This is a genomic window from Acinetobacter sp. YH12131 (assembly GCF_013418635.1).
GTDB classification, from domain to species: domain Bacteria; phylum Pseudomonadota; class Gammaproteobacteria; order Pseudomonadales; family Moraxellaceae; genus Acinetobacter; species Acinetobacter towneri.
Genome location: NZ_VPBQ01000003.1, coordinates 214873 through 233523, shown reverse-complemented (window position 1 = coordinate 233523; position 18651 = coordinate 214873). Strand labels below are relative to the sequence as shown.

Here is an 18651-nt window from a genome sequence, read left to right as displayed (position 1 = left end):
TTCGTCTTATCGAAAACATTGCTACATCGAAATATAGAGAGCTTCACATGACCACTCTGACTCAATTTGAACAACTTAAAGCAGCAGGCTACAACCTCATTCCTGTATATCGCCAGCGTTTGGCCGATACCGAAACTCCATTGTCGGTATTTGCACGTTTGAAGCAGCATCAACAAGCCTATTTGTTTGAGTCTGTAGAAGGTGGTGAAAACTGGGCACGTTATTCAATTATTGGTTTGGGTGAATCTACAGTTTTCTCCTGTAATGCGGGTGAACTCACCATCCAACATGCTGACGGTTCAATCGAAAAACAAACTTGTGCACAGCCGTTTCAGTATATCCGCGATTTTCAAGCGCAATTTAAAGTGCCTACGCAAGCTGACTTGCCTGAATTGCCAAGCTTTACAGGTGGTTTGGTGGGTTATTTTGGTTACGATGCAGTGCGTTATATCGAACCGCGTTTAAAAAACGTGCCTGCAGCAGATCCAGTCGGTTTGCCTGATATTTGGATGATGTTGTCTAAAACAGTCATCGTGTTTGATAACTTAAAAGATACCTTGTTCTTAATTGTGCATGCCGATGCAGCGCAGGCAGATGCTTATGACAAGGCACAACAACAACTCGATGCACTAGAAGAAATTTTAGCAACCCCGATTAGTCTAAAAGCAGAAAAACATACGCCACCACATTTTGAATCGCTTACAGGCAAAGAAAAATTCTTGGCGACCATTGATACCGTCAAAGAATACATTCGTGCAGGCGATGTTATGCAAGTGGTGCCTGGACATCGCATGGTGTCAGATTTTGATGGTGAGCCGTTACAGGTTTATCGTGCTTTGCGCCATCTCAACCCATCGCCGTACTTATTCTTGGTACAAGGCAAAACTTTGGGCGATGATCAGCCATTTCATATTGTCGGCTCATCACCTGAAATTTTATCGCGTTTGGAAAATGGTATTGCCACTGTGCGTCCTTTAGCAGGTACACGCCCGCGCGGTAAAACCAAAGAAGAAGATTTGGCACTTGAGCAAGATTTGTTGTCGGATGAAAAAGAAATTGCCGAACACTTAATGCTGATTGACTTGGGGCGTAATGATGTCGGGCGTATCGCCAAAATTGGTAAAGTACAAGTGACTGATCAAATGGTGATCGAGCGTTATTCGCATGTCATGCATATTGTGTCCAATGTGCAAGGTGAAGTGCGTGACGATGTCGATGCTTTGGATGTTTTTCAGGCAACTTTCCCTGCAGGGACACTTTCGGGTGCACCAAAAATTCGTGCCATGGAAATTATTGATGAAGTTGAGCCTGTAAAACGTGGTGTTTTTGGTGGTGCTGTTGGTTATTTAGGCTGGCATGGCGAAATGGACATGTCGATTGCGATTCGTACCTGTGTTATTCGTCAAAATAAGGTCTATGTACAGGCAGGCGCAGGTCTAGTTGCGGACTCAAATCCTGAATCTGAATGGAATGAAACCCAAATAAAAGCTCGCGCAGTGATCAAAGCGGTTGAATTATCATCAAATGGATTGATTTTATGAGTTTTTAGCGTTTTTTTTGAAAAAAACACTTGCACGGATTTCAAGTTTTGCTAAACTGCACACCGTTCCGATACGAAACGTACGAAACACTAAGAAACGCCGGCATAGCTCAGTTGGTAGAGCAACTGACTTGTAATCAGTAGGTCCACAGTTCGAATCCGTGTGCCGGCACCATCTTAGGGAGTTTGAGTTGTTAAGTAAAGAACGAACACTGAGTAAGTGTGAAAATGGTGGGATTCCCGAGCGGTCAAAGGGAGCAGACTGTAACTCTGCCGCGTAAGCTTCGAAGGTTCGAATCCTTCTCCCACCACCATTAACTTCGATAGAAGTGGTAATTACCAACATAGATGCGGGAGTAGCTCAGTTGGTAGAGCGGCAGCCTTCCAAGCTGCATGTCGCGAGTTCGATCCTCGTCTCCCGCTCCATCGAAGGATTTGTCGCTCTTATAGCTCAGTGGTAGAGCACTCCCTTGGTAAGGGAGAGGTCTCGAGTTCAAATCTCGATAAGAGCTCCAGATACAGTTTAGCGATTATTCGCACAAGATTTTCAAAAAGCAGGCTTATTAGTCTGCTTTTCAAGTATTAGGTGTCTAGTTTTTTAGGCGATATGTCGGGGCAGAGTTTTACTCAGCATTGTGTTCGACGTAAACGAGGAAGATGAACATGGCTAAGGCTAAGTTTGAACGTAATAAGCCACACGTTAACGTGGGCACAATCGGTCACGTTGACCATGGTAAAACAACTTTAACAGCTGCGATTGCTACAGTATGTGCACGTAAGTTTGGTGGTGAAGCGAAAGATTACGCTGCTATCGACTCTGCACCAGAAGAAAAAGCACGTGGTATTACAATTAATACTTCTCACGTAGAATACGACTCTCCAACTCGTCACTACGCGCACGTAGACTGCCCAGGTCACGCCGACTATGTTAAAAACATGATCACTGGTGCTGCTCAGATGGATGGTGCGATCCTTGTTTGTTCAGCGACTGATGGTCCAATGCCACAAACTCGTGAACACATCCTTCTTTCTCGTCAGGTAGGTGTACCTTACATCATCGTATTCTTAAACAAATGCGATATCGTAGACGACGAAGAGTTAATCGAATTAGTTGAAATGGAAGTTCGTGAACTTCTTTCTACTTACGACTTTCCAGGCGACGACACTCCAGTAATCCGTGGTTCAGCACTTGCTGCACTTAACGGTGAATCAGGTCAATATGGCGAAGATGCTGTAGTTGCTCTTGTTGAAGCGCTTGATACTTACATCCCAGAGCCAGTACGTGCAATCGATCAAGCATTCTTAATGCCAATCGAAGACGTATTCTCTATTTCTGGTCGTGGTACAGTAGTAACTGGCCGTGTAGAAACTGGTATCGTGAAAGTAGGCGAAGAAGTTGAAATCGTTGGTATCAAAGACACAGTTAAAACAACTGTAACTGGCGTAGAAATGTTCCGTAAACTTCTTGACGAAGGTCGTGCGGGCGAGAACTGTGGTGTTCTTTTACGTGGTACTAAGCGTGAAGACGTACAACGTGGTCAAGTACTTGCTAAGCCAGGTACAATCAAGCCACACACTAAATTCGATGCGGAAGTATACGTACTTTCTAAAGAAGAGGGTGGTCGTCACACTCCATTCCTTAACGGTTACCGTCCACAATTCTATTTCCGTACAACTGATGTAACTGGTGCAATCCAGTTGAAAGAAGGCGTTGAAATGGTAATGCCAGGTGACAACGTTGAAATGTCAGTAGAATTAATCCACCCAATCGCAATGGACCCAGGTCTACGTTTTGCGATCCGTGAAGGTGGCCGTACTGTAGGTGCGGGTGTTGTTGCTAAAGTAACAGCATAATTATAGAATGTGTAAAACAGGTCGGGAGCTTTGGCTCTCGATCTGTGCTGTAGGTCAGTAGTTCAATTGGTAGAGCGTCGGTCTCCAAAACCGAATGTTGGGGGTTCGAGTCCCTCCTGGCCTGCCACTTTTTTTAAAAGAAGCTTGATGTCGGCTAATCTAGTCATATAATAAGTCGCGAATTCTACGACGAGTACAAAAATGTCGAATGATAAATCGCGTGACGCATTAAGCGACGCGCCAATCCCTCAAAGAAATAATTCTGCTGAAGTTGTTCAATCAGGTTCTCCATTAGACTATGTGCTATGGGGTGTTGCCTTGGTTTTATTCATCGCTTCGATGATGGTGAATCAGCATCTTCCTGCGTATTGGGCACCAGCCAATGATATTTGGGTGCGTGTTGGGGTAATTTTGGCTTGTATCGTTGTGGCTTTAGGTTTATTATACGCCACCCATCAAGGCAAAGGCTTTGTTCGTTTGCTTAAAGATTCACGTATTGAGTTACGTCGAGTCACTTGGCCTACTAAACAGGAAACTGTAACAACGTCATGGCATGTATTGATTGTTGTTGTAGTCACTTCAATTGTATTGTGGTGTTTTGACTATTTGTTAGGCTGGGCAATCAAGTTAATTATCGGGTAAAAGAGCTATGAAACGTTGGTACATTATTCATGCCTACTCAGGTTATGAAAAACAAGTGATGCGTTCGCTTAATGATCGAATCCAGCGTAGCGCTGTTGCCGATAGCTTTGGTGAAGTCCTTGTTCCTACCGAAGAAGTGGTAGAAATGAAGGATGGTAAGAAACGTAAGTCAGAGCGTAAGTTCTTTCCAGGCTATGTATTGGTTGAAATGGAAATGAACGATGAAACTTGGCACATTGTTAAAGAGTGTCCAAAAGTTTTAGGTTTTATTGGTGGTACAGCAGAAAAGCCTGCCCCAATTACGCAAAAAGAAGCTGACGCGATTCTTGCACGTGTACGCAATACTGGTGAAGCACCTCGTCCGAAGACGATGTTTGAACCAGGCGAAGAATTACTTGTGATTGATGGTCCATTCACCGACTTTAAAGGCGTGGTGGAAGAAGTTCAATACGAGAAGTCACGTTTAACGTTGACAATTAATGTATTTAATCGACCTACTCAGGTTGAGCTGGAATTTCGTCAAGTCGAAAAATCCGTTTAAGTTTGAGTGGTTGGAAAACGCCCGATTTATGATGAATCGGGCATTGTTGTTGTAACGGTATCGTTACTTAAAATATTGGGGAGCCTAGCGGCGTTTGTACCCAGAGGTAATTTGAAATGGCTAAGAAGATTGACGGCTATATCAAGCTGCAAGTTCCAGCTGGTAAAGCGAATCCATCTCCACCAATTGGTCCTGCATTAGGTCAACGTGGTGTTAACATCATGGCATTCTGTAAAGAATTCAATGCTGCTACACAAAAAGTTGAACCAGGTTTGCCAATTCCTGTAGTGATCACTGTGTACAACGACAAGTCGTTCACATTCATCATGAAAACTCCTCCTGCTGCAATTCTTCTTAAGAAAGCTGCAGGCATTCAAAAGGGTTCAGCTGTACCTAACAAAAACAAAGTTGGTAAGTTGACTCGTGCTCAATTAGAAGAAATCGCGACTACTAAAGAACCAGATTTAACTGGTGCTGATTTAGAAGCACGTGTGCGTACCATTGCTGGTTCTGCACGTTCTATGGGCTTGGATGTGGAGCTATAAGACATGGCAAAGTTAACTAAACGTCAAAAAGCCATTGCTGCTGCTGTAGAAGCAAACAAAGTTTACACTTTGGAAGAAGCAGTTGAAGTTCTAAACAACCTTCCTGCTGCTAAATTCAAAGAATCTTTGGATGTTGCGGTAAACCTAGGTGTTGACCCACGTAAATCTGATCAGGTTGTTCGTGGTGCGACTACACTTCCTGCAGGTACTGGTAAAACTGTACGTGTAGCTGTTTTCGCTCAAGGTGCTGCTGCAGAAGCTGCTAAAGCTGAAGGCGCAGACGTAGTTGGTTTCGACGACTTAGCTGAAAGCATTCAAGCGGGTAACCTTGACTTTGACGTTGTGATTGCAGCTCCGGATGCAATGCGCGTAGTAGGTAAGTTGGGTACGATTCTTGGTCCACGTGGCTTAATGCCAAACCCTAAAGTGGGTACTGTAACTCCTGACGTTGCGACTGCAGTTAAAAATGCAAAAGCAGGTCAAGCGCGTTACCGTGTAGACAAAGCGGGTATTATCCACGCTGCGATTGGTCAAGTTGGCTTTACTGCTGAAGCAGTTCGTTCAAACGTTGAAACCTTAGTTGCTGACTTGAAAAAGTTAAAGCCTGCAACTTCTAAAGGCGTATACATCAAAAAGATCACTTTGAGCTCTACTATGGGTCCTGGTCTTGTTATTGATGTACAGAACGTTTCTAACTAAGTCTGACTTAGAAAGAATTTTAAAGTCCTGAAAAGTCTCCTTCTCCCTCTGGGAGAAGGTCGGGATGAGGGTTAAACCTCTCCCTAACCCTCTCCTAGCAGGAGAGGGGGACATTCAGGCGGACTTTGAATTGGTAAATGAGAATTTATCAGCGTCAAAGACCTCAGGCGAGAGTAGTTTTATGCTGCTTTCTTAATCTTCCAGCCTGGGTAGACGCGGTGGTGTGATTTATTCCTCCTCCGCGTGTAAGTTCAGCAATGAATTTACGAATTGGGAGTGTGCTTCACGTAAGCACATAAATCACCGTTAGGAGGTTTTACAATGGCTCTTCTTATCGAAGACAAAAAACAGATCGTAGCAGAAGTTAACGAAGTTGCTTCTAAAGCGTTCTCTGCTGTTGTTGCTGACTATCAAGGTATGAGCGTTGAGCAATTAACGGCTCTACGTGTTGAAGCGCGTAAATTAGGTGTTACTACACGTGTTGTACGTAATACTTTGGCTAAACGTGCTTTTCAAGATACGCAATTCACGATCTTGAACGACAACCTTGTTGGCCCAACAATTTTAGCTTTCTCAACTTCTGAAGACGACATGGGTGCAGCTGCACGCTTGTTCGAAGAATTCGCTAAAACGAATAAAGCATTTGAACTTAAAGCTGCTGCATTTGACGGCAAACTTTATCAAGGTGCTGAAGTTAGCGTAATTGCGAATCTTCCGAACCAAGAAAAAGCGCTTACTATGCTTGCAAACGTTCTTCAAGCTCCTATTTCGAAATTGGGTCGCCTTATTACTGCGCTCAAAGAGAAAAACGAGTCAGAAGCTGCATAAGCTTAAATTTATTTCCACACCATTCAATTTCCATTTGGAGTTATTCTCATGGCTTTAACTAACGAAGAAATCTTAAACGCAGTTGCTGAAAAAACTGTTCTTGAACTTGTTGAACTTATCTCTGCTTTTGAAGAGAAATTCAATGTATCAGCTGCTGCTGTTGCTGTTGCTGCTGCTCCAGGCGCTGGCGCTGCTGCTGCAGAAGAGCAATCTGAATTCAACGTTGAGTTGACTTCTTTCGGTGCGAACAAAGTTGCTGTAATTAAAGCAGTTCGTGAAGCTACTGGCCTTGGTCTTAAAGAAGCTAAAGACATCGTTGAAGGCGCTCCTTCAGTGATCAAAGAAGCTGTTTCTAAAGAAGAAGGTGAAGAGCTTAAGAAGAAACTTGAAGAAGCTGGTGCTACAGTTACACTTAAGTAATCTTAAGGGGAGTCGATTTTTTTATAATCGACTCCAAAAAATGGCTGATGGCTCTTGGGTCATCAGCCTTTTTGCGTTACAATTATCGGCTCGATTTTTGTTTGAATGATGGGAAAACCATCGAAAACAATATAAATCAATAAAATCAAACGCTTACCAATATTTTTCCACATTTAAAAATATTGTTAAGCGTTTTAATACCACTAAAAATTGCAGCATTTGTAAAGAGTGGTGGCCATATCGGCCTGCGTAATTCCTTCTAAACCCGTTCTGCAGGCGGGTTTAGTTTACTTTCCGAGGACTCCAGATGGCATACTCATATACCGAAAAGAAACGGATCCGTAAGAATTTTGGTAAATTGCCCCAAGTAATGGATGCACCGTACTTGCTTTCGATTCAAGTCGACTCGTACCGTACTTTCCTTCAAGATGGCAAAACTCCAAAAAGCCGCGAAGATATCGGTCTCCAAGCCGCATTTCGTTCAGTTTTTCCTATAGAAAGTTATTCTGGCAATGCTGCTTTAGAATTTGTTGAGTATAGTCTTGGTAAGCCTGAGTTTGATGTACGTGAGTGTATTCTTCGCGGCTCAACTTATGCGGCACCAATGCGCGTAAAAATTCGTTTGATCATTAAAGATCGTGAAACGAAATCAATCAAAGATGTGCGTGAGCAAGAAGTCTACATGGGCGAAATGCCATTGATGACGGATAACGGTACCTTTGTGATTAACGGTACTGAGCGTGTAATTGTTTCTCAATTACACCGTTCACCAGGCGTGTTCTTTGACCACGATAAAGGTAAGACCCACTCGAGCGGTAAAGTGTTGTATTCAGCACGCATTATTCCTTACCGTGGCTCATGGTTAGACTTTGAATTCGATGCCAAAGACCTCGTTTATGTGCGTATTGACCGTCGTCGTAAATTGCTTGCGACTGTAGTGTTGCGTGCATTGGGCTATAGCAATGAACAAATCCTAGACTTGTTCTTTGAGAAAGTACCTGTCTATTTAGACATGGGTAGCTACCAAATTGACCTTGTCCCAGAACGCTTACGTGGCGAAATGGCACAATTTGACATCACTGATACTGACGGCAAAGTGATTGTTGAGCAAGGTAAACGCATTAATGCGCGTCACGTACGTCAAATGGAAGCAGCTGGTCTTGAGAAGCTTTCAGTTCCTGATGAGTACTTGTACGAACGTATTACTGCAGAAGACATCCAGCTAAAAGATGGCGATGTGATTGCTGCAAACACCTTGTTAAGCCATGAAATCATGGTGAAACTTGCAGAAGGTGGTGTAAAGCAGTTCAACATTCTGTTCACAAACGACATTGATCGTGGTTCATTCGTTGCTGACACCTTGCGTGCTGATACGACTGTTGGTCGTGAAGATGCCTTGGTCGAGATCTATAAAGTGATGCGTCCAGGTGAGCCACCAACGAAAGAAGCAGCTGAAAATCTGTTCAATAACTTGTTCTTCTCTTCTGAGCGTTATGATTTATCGCCAGTTGGTCGTATGAAGTTTAACCGTCGTTTGGGTCGTCCTTACGAAGTGGGTACAGATCAGAAGTCGCGTGAAGTTGAAGGTATTTTGTCAAATGAAGACATTACCGACGTACTGAAAACCTTAATTGAAATCCGTAACGGTAAAGGTGAAGTCGACGACATCGACCACTTAGGTAACCGTCGCGTGCGTTCAGTAGGTGAGATGACAGAAAACCAATTCCGTGTTGGTTTGGTACGTGTAGAACGTGCTGTTAAAGAGCGTTTGTCTCAAGCTGAAACAGACAACTTGTCTCCGCAAGATTTAATCAACGCGAAGCCAGTGGCTGCTGCAATCAAAGAATTCTTTGGTTCAAGCCAAATGTCTCAGTTCATGGACCAAAACAACCCATTGTCTGAAATCACCAATAAGCGTCGTGTATCCGCGCTTGGTCCAGGTGGTTTGACACGTGAACGTGCAGGCTTTGAGGTGCGTGACGTACACCAAACTCACTATGGTCGTGTATGTCCAATTGAAACGCCTGAGGGTCCAAACATTGGTTTGATCAACTCCCTGTCTGTTTATGCCAAATGTAACAATTTTGGCTTCTTGGAAACCCCATACCGTAAAGTGGTTGATGGTCGCGTAACTGATGACGTTGAGTATTTATCTGCAATTGAAGAAGTAGGTACTGTGATTGCACAGGCAGACTCTGCAGTAGATAAAGACGGCAACCTGTCTGAAGAATTCGTTTCTGTACGTCACCAAGGTGAATTCGTACGTATGCCTCCTGAAAAAGTGACGCATATGGACGTATCTGCACAACAGGTTGTATCTGTAGCAGCATCACTGATTCCGTTCCTTGAGCACGATGACGCCAACCGTGCATTGATGGGTTCGAACATGCAACGTCAGGCTGTTCCAACTTTAATTGCCGACAAGCCACTTGTTGGTACAGGTATGGAAGCCAACGTAGCGCATGACTCAGGTGTATGTGTGATCGCGAAACGTGGTGGTCGTATTGAATATGTTGATGCGTCACGTGTGGTGATTCGTGTTAACGAAGAAGAAATGATCGCAGGTGAAGCAGGTGTGGATATCTACAACCTGATCAAATACACACGTTCGAACCAGAACACTTGTATTAACCAAAAAGTTTTGGTGAAGATGGGTGATAAGGTTGGTCGTGGTGATGTATTGGCTGACGGCCCATCGACTGATGGCGGTGAGCTTGCGCTTGGTCAGAACATGCGCGTTGCGTTCATGACTTGGAATGGTTACAACTACGAAGACTCGATCTTGCTTTCTGAGCGTGTACTTCAAGAAGACCGTCTAACGTCGATTCACATTCAAGAATTGTCATGTGTTGCACGTGATACCAAATTGGGTGCGGAAGAAATCACGGCGGATATTCCAAACGTAGGCGAAGCTGCACTGTCTAAATTAGACGAGTCAGGTATTGTTTATATTGGTGCTGAAGTGACTGCGGGCGATATCCTTGTAGGTAAAGTAACACCTAAAGGTGAAACGCAATTAACACCTGAAGAAAAATTACTTCGTGCAATCTTTGGTGAAAAAGCGGCTGACGTTAAAGATTCATCGCTTCGCGTGCCATCAGGTACTAAAGGTACAGTGATTGACGTTCAAGTGTTTACCCGCGATGGTCTTGAAAAAGACGAACGTGCGCAAGCAATTGAAAAAGCACAGTTAGATGCATATCGTAAAGACTTGAAAGAAGAATACAAAATCTTTGAAGAAGCTGCACGTGAACGTATCATCCGTTTATTGAAAGGCCAAGAGTCTAACGGTGGCGGTACAACCAAACGTGGCGACAAGCTTTCTGAAGATATGTTGTCAGGCTTGGCTTTAGTGGATTTACTTGAAATTCAACCAAGTGATGAAGCGATTGCTGAACGCTTAACGCAAATTCAAACCTTCTTGAAAGAGAAGAGCTTTGAAATTGATGAGAAATTTGCTGAGAAGAAACGTAAACTTTCTACAGGCGATGAGCTCACTACAGGCGTGTTGAAAGTTGTTAAGGTGTACTTGGCTGTTAAACGTCGCATCCAACCGGGTGATAAGATGGCGGGTCGTCACGGTAACAAAGGTGTTGTATCTAACATCTTGCCAGTAGAAGACATGCCGCACGATGCTAACGGTGTACCTGTTGACATCGTATTGAACCCACTAGGCGTACCATCGCGTATGAACGTGGGTCAGATTCTTGAAACACACTTGGGTATGGCAGCCAAAGGTTTGGGTGAGCAAATTGATAAAATGCTCAAACAACAACGTGAAATTGCTGAACTACGTGAGTTCCTAGACAAGATTTATAACAAAGTTGGTGGCGAGCAAGAAGATCTTGACAGCTTAACTGATGATGAAATCTTGGTATTGGCTGGCAACTTACGTGCAGGTGTTCCGTTGGCTACTCCTGTATTTGATGGTGCAGAAGAAGGTCAAATTAAAGAATTACTTGAACTGGCTGAATTACCACGTTCTGGTCAAACCGTGTTGTACGATGGTCGTACAGGCGAGAAATTTGACCGTCCAGTGACTGTAGGTTATATGTACATGCTCAAACTCAACCACTTGGTGGATGACAAGATGCACGCACGTTCTACAGGTTCTTACTCACTTGTAACGCAACAGCCGTTGGGTGGTAAGGCACAATTCGGTGGTCAGCGTTTCGGTGAGATGGAAGTCTGGGCACTTGAAGCATACGGTGCTGCATACACGCTTCAAGAAATGCTCACTGTGAAGTCGGATGACGTTGAAGGTCGTACCCGTATCTATAAGAACATTGTAGATGGTAACCATTATATGGACCCAGGTATGCCTGAATCGTTTAACGTATTGACCAAAGAGATCCGTTCTTTAGGTATCAACATTGAACTGAAAAATGGTGACTAAGCATCTCCATTAAATCTCCCTAAATCCCTCTTTATAAAAGAGGGACTTTTCCCCCTTTGAAAAAGGGGGATTAAGGGGGATTAAAACTCAGTTAAAAAACAATATTTGTGACCCAGTTGGGATGTGAAAACAGCCTCCCAGCACACGGAGAAAAAAATTGAAAGACTTGCTCGATATCATGCGCAAAAAGACGGATTCAGACGGTCATGCTCCAGTAGAGTTTGACCGCATCCGTATTGGTCTTGCGTCACCAGAAATGATTAAGTCATGGTCTCACGGTGAAGTTAAAAAGCCAGAAACCATTAACTATCGTACGTTTAAGCCTGAACGTGATGGTTTATTCTGTGCCAAAATTTTTGGTCCAGTAAAAGATTACGAATGCTTGTGTGGTAAATACAAGCGTATGAAATACAAAGGCGTCATTTGTGAAAAATGTGGCGTTGAAGTAACGACTGCAAAAGTTCGTCGTGAGCGTATGGGTCACATCGAACTCGCTTCTCCAGTTGCACACATTTGGTTCTTGAAATCATTACCAAGCCGTATTGGTTTATTACTTGATATGACTTTACGTGATATCGAGCGCGTATTGTATTTCGAATCTTATGTGGTTACTGACCCAGGTATGACGCCATTTGAGAAATATCAACTTCTCAATGACGAAGAATACTTCAATGCTCTAGAAGAGCATGGTGATGAATTCACTGCGAAAATGGGTGCTGAAGCAGTTCAAGACTTGTTAAAAGACATCGATCTTGAAGCTGAAATTGCTCGTTTACGTGAAGAAATTCCACAAACAACTTCAGAAACTAAGCTGAAAAAAGCGTCTAAGCGTTTGAAGTTGATGGAAGCGTTCAAAGAGTCGAACAACAAGCCAGAATGGATGGTGATGAATGTACTGCCTGTACTTCCACCAGATCTTCGTCCGTTGGTTCCACTTGAAGGTGGTCGTTTTGCGACGTCTGACTTGAACGATCTTTATCGTCGTGTGATTAACCGTAACAACCGTTTGAAGCGTCTTCTTGACCTTGCAGCGCCAGACATCATCGTACGTAACGAAAAACGTATGTTACAAGAGTCTGTGGATGCCTTGTTAGATAACGGTCGTCGTGGTCGTGCAATCACAGGTTCAAACAAGCGTCCGCTTAAATCTTTGGCAGATATGATCAAAGGTAAGCAAGGTCGTTTCCGTCAAAACTTACTTGGTAAGCGTGTTGACTATTCAGGTCGTTCGGTGATTACCGTTGGTCCAAACCTACGTTTACACCAGTGCGGTCTTCCGAAGAAAATGGCACTTGAACTGTTCAAGCCATTCATCTTTGCGAAACTACAAGCTTCAGGTCAAGCTACCACCATTAAAGCTGCGAAGAAAATGGTTGAGCGCGAAACCCCTGAAGTTTGGGACGTACTTGCCTCTGTGATTCGTCAACACCCAGTGATGTTGAACCGTGCGCCTACACTTCACCGTTTGGGTCTTCAAGCATTTGAACCGATCCTGATTGAAGGTAAAGCCATCCGTCTACACCCACTCGTTTGTGCTGCGTTTAACGCCGACTTCGACGGTGACCAAATGGCGGTACACGTACCATTAACGCTTGAAGCGCAATTAGAAGCGCGTGCGTTAATGATGTCCACCAACAACATCTTGTCTCCTGCGAACGGTGAACCAATCATCGTACCATCTCAGGACGTGGTGTTGGGCTTGTATTACATCACGCGTGATGCAATCAATGCCAAAGGTGAAGGCATGGTGTTTGCAGATACGCACGAAGTAAACCGTGCACTTGCAACGGGTCAAGTTGACTTACACGCTCGCGTAAAAGCACGTGTACACCAAACCGTAATCAATGAAAATGGTGAGCGTGAGCAACAAACTATTGTTGTAGATACGACACCAGGTCGCTGCTTGCTTTGGGAAGTTGTGCCTGAAGGTTTAAGCTTCGAGCAAATTAACCTAGAGATGAACAAAAAGAACATCTCAAAGTTAATCAACTCTTGCTACCGTAAATTAGGTCTAAAAGACACGGTTATTTTTGCAGACCAATTGATGTACTTGGGCTTCCGTCAAGCGACACGTTCAGGTGTTTCTGTGGGTATGGAAGACATGGTTATTCCACCACAAAAACAAGCAATTATTGAAAAAGCAGAAACTGAAGTTCGTGAAATTGAACAACAGTTCGAGCAAGGCTTCGTAACTGCGGGTGAGCGTTATAACAAAGTGGTCGATATTTGGGCACGTACCAACGACCAAGTTGCTAAAGCGATGATGGACAACTTGTCATTCACAACTGTGAAAAACAAACAGGGTGAAGACGAGAAGCAAAAATCATTCAACTCGATCTACATGATGTCGGATTCAGGTGCGCGTGGTAGTGCGGCACAGATTCGTCAGTTGGCGGGTATGCGTGGTTTGATGGCGAAACCAGATGGTTCGATCATTGAAACGCCAATTAAAGCGAACTTCCGTGAAGGTTTGACGGTACTTCAGTACTTCATTTCAACTCACGGTGCGCGTAAAGGTTTGGCCGATACCGCATTGAAAACAGCGAACTCAGGTTACTTGACACGTCGTTTGGTTGACGTTGCACAAGACTTGGTAATTACTGAGCCAGATTGCGGTACTTATGGCGGTTTAGTGATGACACCATTCATTCAAGGTGGTGATGTCATTGAAAACCTTGGTACGCGTGTATTAGGTCGTGTAACTGCAGAAGATGTGAAGAAAGCGGGTTCAGACGAAGTTATTCTGCCACGTAACACACTCATTGATGAAAAACTTGCTAACTTCTTAGAAGAGCAAGGTGTCGATGAAGTAAAAGTACGTTCAGTGGTATCTTGTGAATCGACCTTTGGTGTATGTGCGAAGTGTTATGGTCGTGACCTAGCACGTGGTCACTTGGTGAATCCAGGTGAATCTGTGGGTGTAATGGCTGCTCAATCGATTGGTGAGCCAGGTACACAGTTAACCATGCGTACATTCCACGTGGGTGGTGCGGCAAGCCGAACTTCTGCAGCCAATAGCGTACAAGTGCGTAACAAAGGTTCAGTACGTTTCCATAACGTGAAAACTGTACAACACGCTAAAGGTCACTTGGTATCTGTTTCACGTTCAGGTGAAATTGGTATTGCCGATGAGTTAGGTCGTGAGCGTGAGCGTTATAAACTGCCATACGGTGCGTCAATCTTGCTCAAAGATGGCGAAGCGGTAGAAGCTGGCGGTATTGTGGCGACTTGGGATCCACACACGCATCCACTTGTGACCGAAGTTGCGGGTAAAATCCGTTTCAGCCAAATTGCTGATGGCGTGACTGCAACCTCGAAAACTGATGATGCAACAGGTATGACCACAGTTGAAATCTTGCCAGTGACTTCACGTCCTGCGTCAGGTAAAGACTTACGTCCTGCTGTGGTATTAGACACTGTGGATGGTGGCGAACAGTTCTACTTCTTGCCACAGAACACGATTCTTTCTGTCCGTGATGGCGAAAATATCGGTGTGGGTGACGTTATTGGTCGTGTACCACAAGAATCTTCACGTACTCGTGATATTACCGGTGGTTTACCACGCGTTGCAGACTTATTTGAAGCACGTAAACCAAAAGAGCATGCGATTCTTGCAGAAGTGTCAGGTATCGTGAGCTTTGGTAAAGAAACCAAAGGTAAGAACCGTTTAGTGATTACACCAGATGATGGCTCTGAGATTTACGAAGAGTTGATTCCAAAATGGCGTAACATCAACGTGTTTGAAGGTGAGCATGTGAACCGTGGTGAAACCATTTCTGATGGTCCACAAAACCCACATGACATCTTACGCTTGAAAGGTGAAGTGGCATTAACCAACTACATCGTGAACGAAGTTCAAGACGTTTACCGCTTACAAGGTGTAAAAATTAACGATAAGCACATTGAAGTCATCGTGCGTCAAATGTTGCGTAAAGTTGAAATCACCGATGGTGGCGATACGAGCTTCATCAAAGGCGAACAAGTGGATTACATTCGCGTGGTACAAGAAAACCAAGCTGTACTTGCACAAAACAAGTTCCCAGCGAAGTTTGAACGTCAATTGATGGGTATCACCAAAGCATCGCTTTCAACAGACTCGTTCATTTCTGCTGCATCGTTCCAGGAAACTACACGTGTGTTAACTGAAGCGGCTGTAACAGGTAAAGAAGATGATTTACGTGGCTTGAAAGAGAACGTTGTTGTGGGTCGTTTGATCCCAGCAGGTACGGGTCTTGCTTACCACTTAGAGCGTCGTCGTCAAGAAGCTGAAGCTGCTGAATTGGCATTAGTGAATGATTTCTCTGATGTAGATCAAGCATTAAGCCAAGCATTTAGCGATGAATTTAACGATCTCTAATTCGTTTTAAAGCATCATTTAAAGACGCCTTTCGAGGCGTCTTTTTTTTGCCAACGTTTTAGTTGCATATTTTGCTTTAATAAAGCCGCAATATTGCATATAGTGAATTAAGAACAATTTAAAAATATCAAGAAAACTAAGGGGATAGCTTATGCAATTTAGAGGACTGACACTGTGTTTATCGGCAATGCTACTGAGTGTGTCTGTTTCGGCTGCACCAATGCCAAACAGCATTGTGGTGAAAGACAAAGCCATTGTGCCTATTCTAAAAACTGAAGTGATTCGTACAGTGACAGGTGAAAAGCCTATACGCCATGTAGAAGCCACGATTTTTGAAGTGAGCAATCAGGGTAAAGATATTGTGGCAAAGGAAGTTGTTTTTGATGATGATCAAGCACAGTTTTCAGAGAAACAATTGGGTATTCCTGTGATTCAAAAAGGTGGGGTGATTGTACCAACCTCAAAAATTGAGTTGAATAAAACCCTAAAGCAGGATGGTAAAGTCATTTCTGAAGTGAAAACGATTGATGCAGAAGGCATGGAATATAAGCAGGGGCAGGCGCCAATTCATCGCACATTAAAACTGGATCGGGTCAAAACGCCTGAAAGCAAAGAAACAGTTTCTCATGCTGTGTTTACTGAAGATGGACAAACCACAAGAGATGTCGTGCTTTTGGAAGAAGATGTTGCTGAATCATCTATTCAGCCTTAAGTCTTTTACAGAAATACCTTCATCTTGCTGTGCTTGGTAACAGTTTTTTCAAAGTTGTTACCGCAATATGCACTAAGCTGAGAGCGAATAGACCGAGGGGGAGTGATCACCATGAAAAAAGTATTGAGTGTATTGGCAGTTGCAACTGTATCGACCATGTTAATGGCGGGTTGTGAGAGCATGAGTTCAAATGACCAACGTATTGGTGCAGCAGCATTAGGCGGTGCCGTTGGTGGCGCAGCGGGTAACAGCGTAGGTGGTAGTGTTGGTGCAGCAGCAGGCGCAGGTGCAGGTGCAGCAGTTGGAAGTAAAACCCAAGATGGTTCTAACCGTAACGCAACCTATAGTGGAATTGGCGGTGCGATTGGTTCAATTTTAGGTAAAGAAGTGATAGGTGGTAATGCAGGCGCTGCAATCGGTGGTGCTGTTGGTGGTGGTGCTGGTGCAGCCATCGAGCAAAAGCGTTAATCTGAATACGAACAGCCATGCCATCCTACTGAAGTATTTATATTTCAGTACATCCAACGCAGAGTCTTATGATTCTGCGTTTTTTATGCGCTAGCTGAAAAATTAATGCGTTTGGATAAATTGATTGACTGCTTGAGTATAAGCATTATTTTGTCCCAATGACTTGTTGATTTCAGCATGTGAAAGTCGGACAGGCAATAACTGGGTTTGAGTTCCGAATTTCTGTGCTTGTTGAATAAATTGTCGAGCTTGAGTACAGGGTTGATCTGCACGGATGGTTGAGCACACCGCGAGAAATGCAGGTAAAGCTTGATGTAGCTGAGCTATCGGAGAAAGGGCTTTCCAGTTGGAAGGTTGATCACCAAAGGCTTGATCATAAAAACGTGCATGACGTGTTTGCATTATCTTTTCTATATCATAAGCCGCGCTATCTAAAGCAACTGTAGCACGCCAAGGCTGTGGCTGGGGTGCCAGCCAATGGGGGCGAACGGTTAATAGACTGACCAGGTGTGCGCCCGCAGAATGTCCCATCAGCACCAAGCGTTTTGAGTCAGCATGCCAATGCGGTGCCTGATTTTGGATATAAATAAGCGCTTGGGCGATATCCTGAGTTTGCTGCTGTACGGTCACATCTGGAACTAATCTATAGTTGATAGACACAAAAATCCAGTTTTGCTTGGTCCAGTAACTCAGCTTATTTTTGACCACAGCAGCATGATTTTTATCACCCATTTTCCAAGCACCGCCATGGACCATCATCATGAGCGGGGCTGGTGTTTGATCTGTGAGTACTTTGGCAGGGAAATAGACATCCATCACTTGTTGAGGATGAGATCCATAAGCCACATTTTTCAAAGTCTGGACTTTGGTAAATGTATTCGGCACCAAAGCATGGAGGGATGTCGATGAATAGAAACAAAGTAGGGAAAAGATTGGCACAAGATTTTTTTTCATTTTAATGATCCTTTAATTTTAAATACTATCAATGTTTATAATTTTTATGATCCACTGATGTATCAACAGTAATACGTTAATTAATTCATACCTGCTAAAAAAGAGTTGCGAAGTTTGTCGGTGATATCGATCTTTTTGTCTTTTGGTTAAAATAATATTACCAACAACGTAGAATCATTAGATTCTGCATTTTTATGTGAGCTAAAAATTACGTTGCTACGGCTTTGGGCTTTTTACGTCGGATATATAAAGTTTTATGCACTTCTGCAATTCGAACACCTGATTCATCGACAATATTGAGCGTATATTGACGTGTAACAGGCGCATAGTCTTCTGCGAGTTGTTTAATTTCTTCGACTTCAGCGGCACTCAGGCGAATATCGGCATAGACTGTACTGCGCCCAGGGGCTAGGAAATGAATCGTCGCAGCTTTATCCCAAACAATATATTTTGAACCCAAGTGATGCATCAGAATTAACATATAAAATGGATCGACCATGGAATAGAGACTGCCGCCAAAATGCACCCCGACAATATTTTGATTTTTGCGGGTGAGTGGCATTTTGACACGGACATGGTGGTTGGCTAAATCGATTTGATCAATTTCAATACCTGCACCCCGATAGGGTGGGTACCGATTTAAAAAGTATTTAGAAACGATAGGAAGTTGCTGCAATTTTTTGATGAGGTTCATG

General features: G+C 43.7%; 14 protein-coding genes and 5 tRNA genes. 17 read left to right on the top strand and 2 right to left on the bottom strand.

What is annotated here, in order from left to right:
• The first annotated feature begins 47 nt into the window (after positions 1-47).
• From trpE to FTU66_RS03800, 17 genes are all read left to right on the top strand, one after another.
• Entirely contained in the window at positions 48-1541 is a 1494-nt protein-coding gene (gene trpE / locus FTU66_RS03880) for an anthranilate synthase component I (RefSeq protein WP_104852931.1), read from the top strand.
• 98 nt (positions 1542-1639) lie between these two features.
• A tRNA-Thr gene (locus tag FTU66_RS03875) sits at positions 1640-1715 on the top strand.
• Positions 1716-1770: 55 nt separating this feature from the next.
• Positions 1771-1854: transfer RNA gene (locus tag FTU66_RS03870), tRNA-Tyr, on the top strand.
• A gap of 36 nt (positions 1855-1890) precedes the next feature.
• A tRNA-Gly gene (locus FTU66_RS03865) sits at positions 1891-1966 on the top strand.
• A gap of 14 nt (positions 1967-1980) precedes the next feature.
• Positions 1981-2055 (top strand) — tRNA-Thr (locus FTU66_RS03860).
• Between the two features lie 148 nt (positions 2056-2203).
• A complete protein-coding gene (gene tuf / locus FTU66_RS03855; RefSeq protein WP_004975768.1) occupies positions 2204-3394 on the top strand; it encodes an elongation factor Tu in 1191 nt (396 codons plus the stop codon).
• Between the two features lie 51 nt (positions 3395-3445).
• Positions 3446-3521, top strand: a tRNA-Trp gene (locus tag FTU66_RS03850).
• Positions 3522-3595: 74 nt separating this feature from the next.
• The gene (gene secE, locus FTU66_RS03845; RefSeq protein ID WP_180112335.1) at positions 3596-4036 is read left to right on the top strand and encodes a preprotein translocase subunit SecE; all 441 of its coding nucleotides are present in this window, start codon (positions 3596-3598) and stop codon (positions 4034-4036) included.
• Between the two features lie 7 nt (positions 4037-4043).
• Positions 4044-4577, top strand: a complete 534-nt coding sequence (gene nusG / locus FTU66_RS03840) for a transcription termination/antitermination protein NusG (RefSeq protein WP_004975770.1) — start codon at positions 4044-4046, stop codon at positions 4575-4577.
• Between the two features lie 116 nt (positions 4578-4693).
• A complete protein-coding gene (gene rplK, locus FTU66_RS03835; RefSeq protein ID WP_004975771.1) occupies positions 4694-5122 on the top strand; it encodes a 50S ribosomal protein L11 in 429 nt (142 codons plus the stop codon).
• A gap of 3 nt (positions 5123-5125) precedes the next feature.
• Positions 5126-5821 (top strand): 50S ribosomal protein L1, encoded by a 696-nt coding sequence (rplA, locus tag FTU66_RS03830; protein WP_004975774.1) that lies wholly within the window; start codon positions 5126-5128, stop codon positions 5819-5821.
• Between the two features lie 321 nt (positions 5822-6142).
• Positions 6143-6649, top strand: a complete 507-nt coding sequence (gene rplJ / locus FTU66_RS03825) for a 50S ribosomal protein L10 (RefSeq protein WP_096902333.1) — start codon at positions 6143-6145, stop codon at positions 6647-6649.
• Between the two features lie 48 nt (positions 6650-6697).
• The gene (gene rplL, locus FTU66_RS03820; protein WP_004975779.1) at positions 6698-7069 is read left to right on the top strand and encodes a 50S ribosomal protein L7/L12; all 372 of its coding nucleotides are present in this window, start codon (positions 6698-6700) and stop codon (positions 7067-7069) included.
• Between the two features lie 307 nt (positions 7070-7376).
• The gene (gene rpoB, locus FTU66_RS03815) at positions 7377-11465 is read left to right on the top strand and encodes a DNA-directed RNA polymerase subunit beta (RefSeq protein WP_180112334.1); all 4089 of its coding nucleotides are present in this window, start codon (positions 7377-7379) and stop codon (positions 11463-11465) included.
• Positions 11466-11622: 157 nt separating this feature from the next.
• The gene (gene rpoC, locus FTU66_RS03810) at positions 11623-15822 is read left to right on the top strand and encodes a DNA-directed RNA polymerase subunit beta' (RefSeq protein WP_096902331.1); all 4200 of its coding nucleotides are present in this window, start codon (positions 11623-11625) and stop codon (positions 15820-15822) included.
• A gap of 151 nt (positions 15823-15973) precedes the next feature.
• Positions 15974-16534 carry a hypothetical protein gene (locus FTU66_RS03805; protein ID WP_179989537.1) on the top strand — a complete coding sequence of 187 codons (561 nt, stop codon included), beginning with the start codon at positions 15974-15976 and terminating at the stop codon, positions 16532-16534.
• A gap of 111 nt (positions 16535-16645) precedes the next feature.
• Positions 16646-17002 (top strand): DNA transfer protein p32, encoded by a 357-nt coding sequence (locus FTU66_RS03800; RefSeq protein ID WP_167845717.1) that lies wholly within the window; start codon positions 16646-16648, stop codon positions 17000-17002.
• 102 nt (positions 17003-17104) lie between these two features.
• Here the strand turns inward: FTU66_RS03800 and FTU66_RS03795 are convergent, their stop codons facing one another.
• Entirely contained in the window at positions 17105-17956 is an 852-nt protein-coding gene (locus FTU66_RS03795) for an alpha/beta hydrolase (protein ID WP_096902328.1), read from the bottom strand.
• A gap of 208 nt (positions 17957-18164) precedes the next feature.
• The gene (locus FTU66_RS03790; RefSeq protein WP_179989676.1) at positions 18165-18650 is read right to left on the bottom strand and encodes a DUF4442 domain-containing protein; all 486 of its coding nucleotides are present in this window, start codon (positions 18648-18650) and stop codon (positions 18165-18167) included.
• Position 18651: the final 1 nt, after the last annotated feature.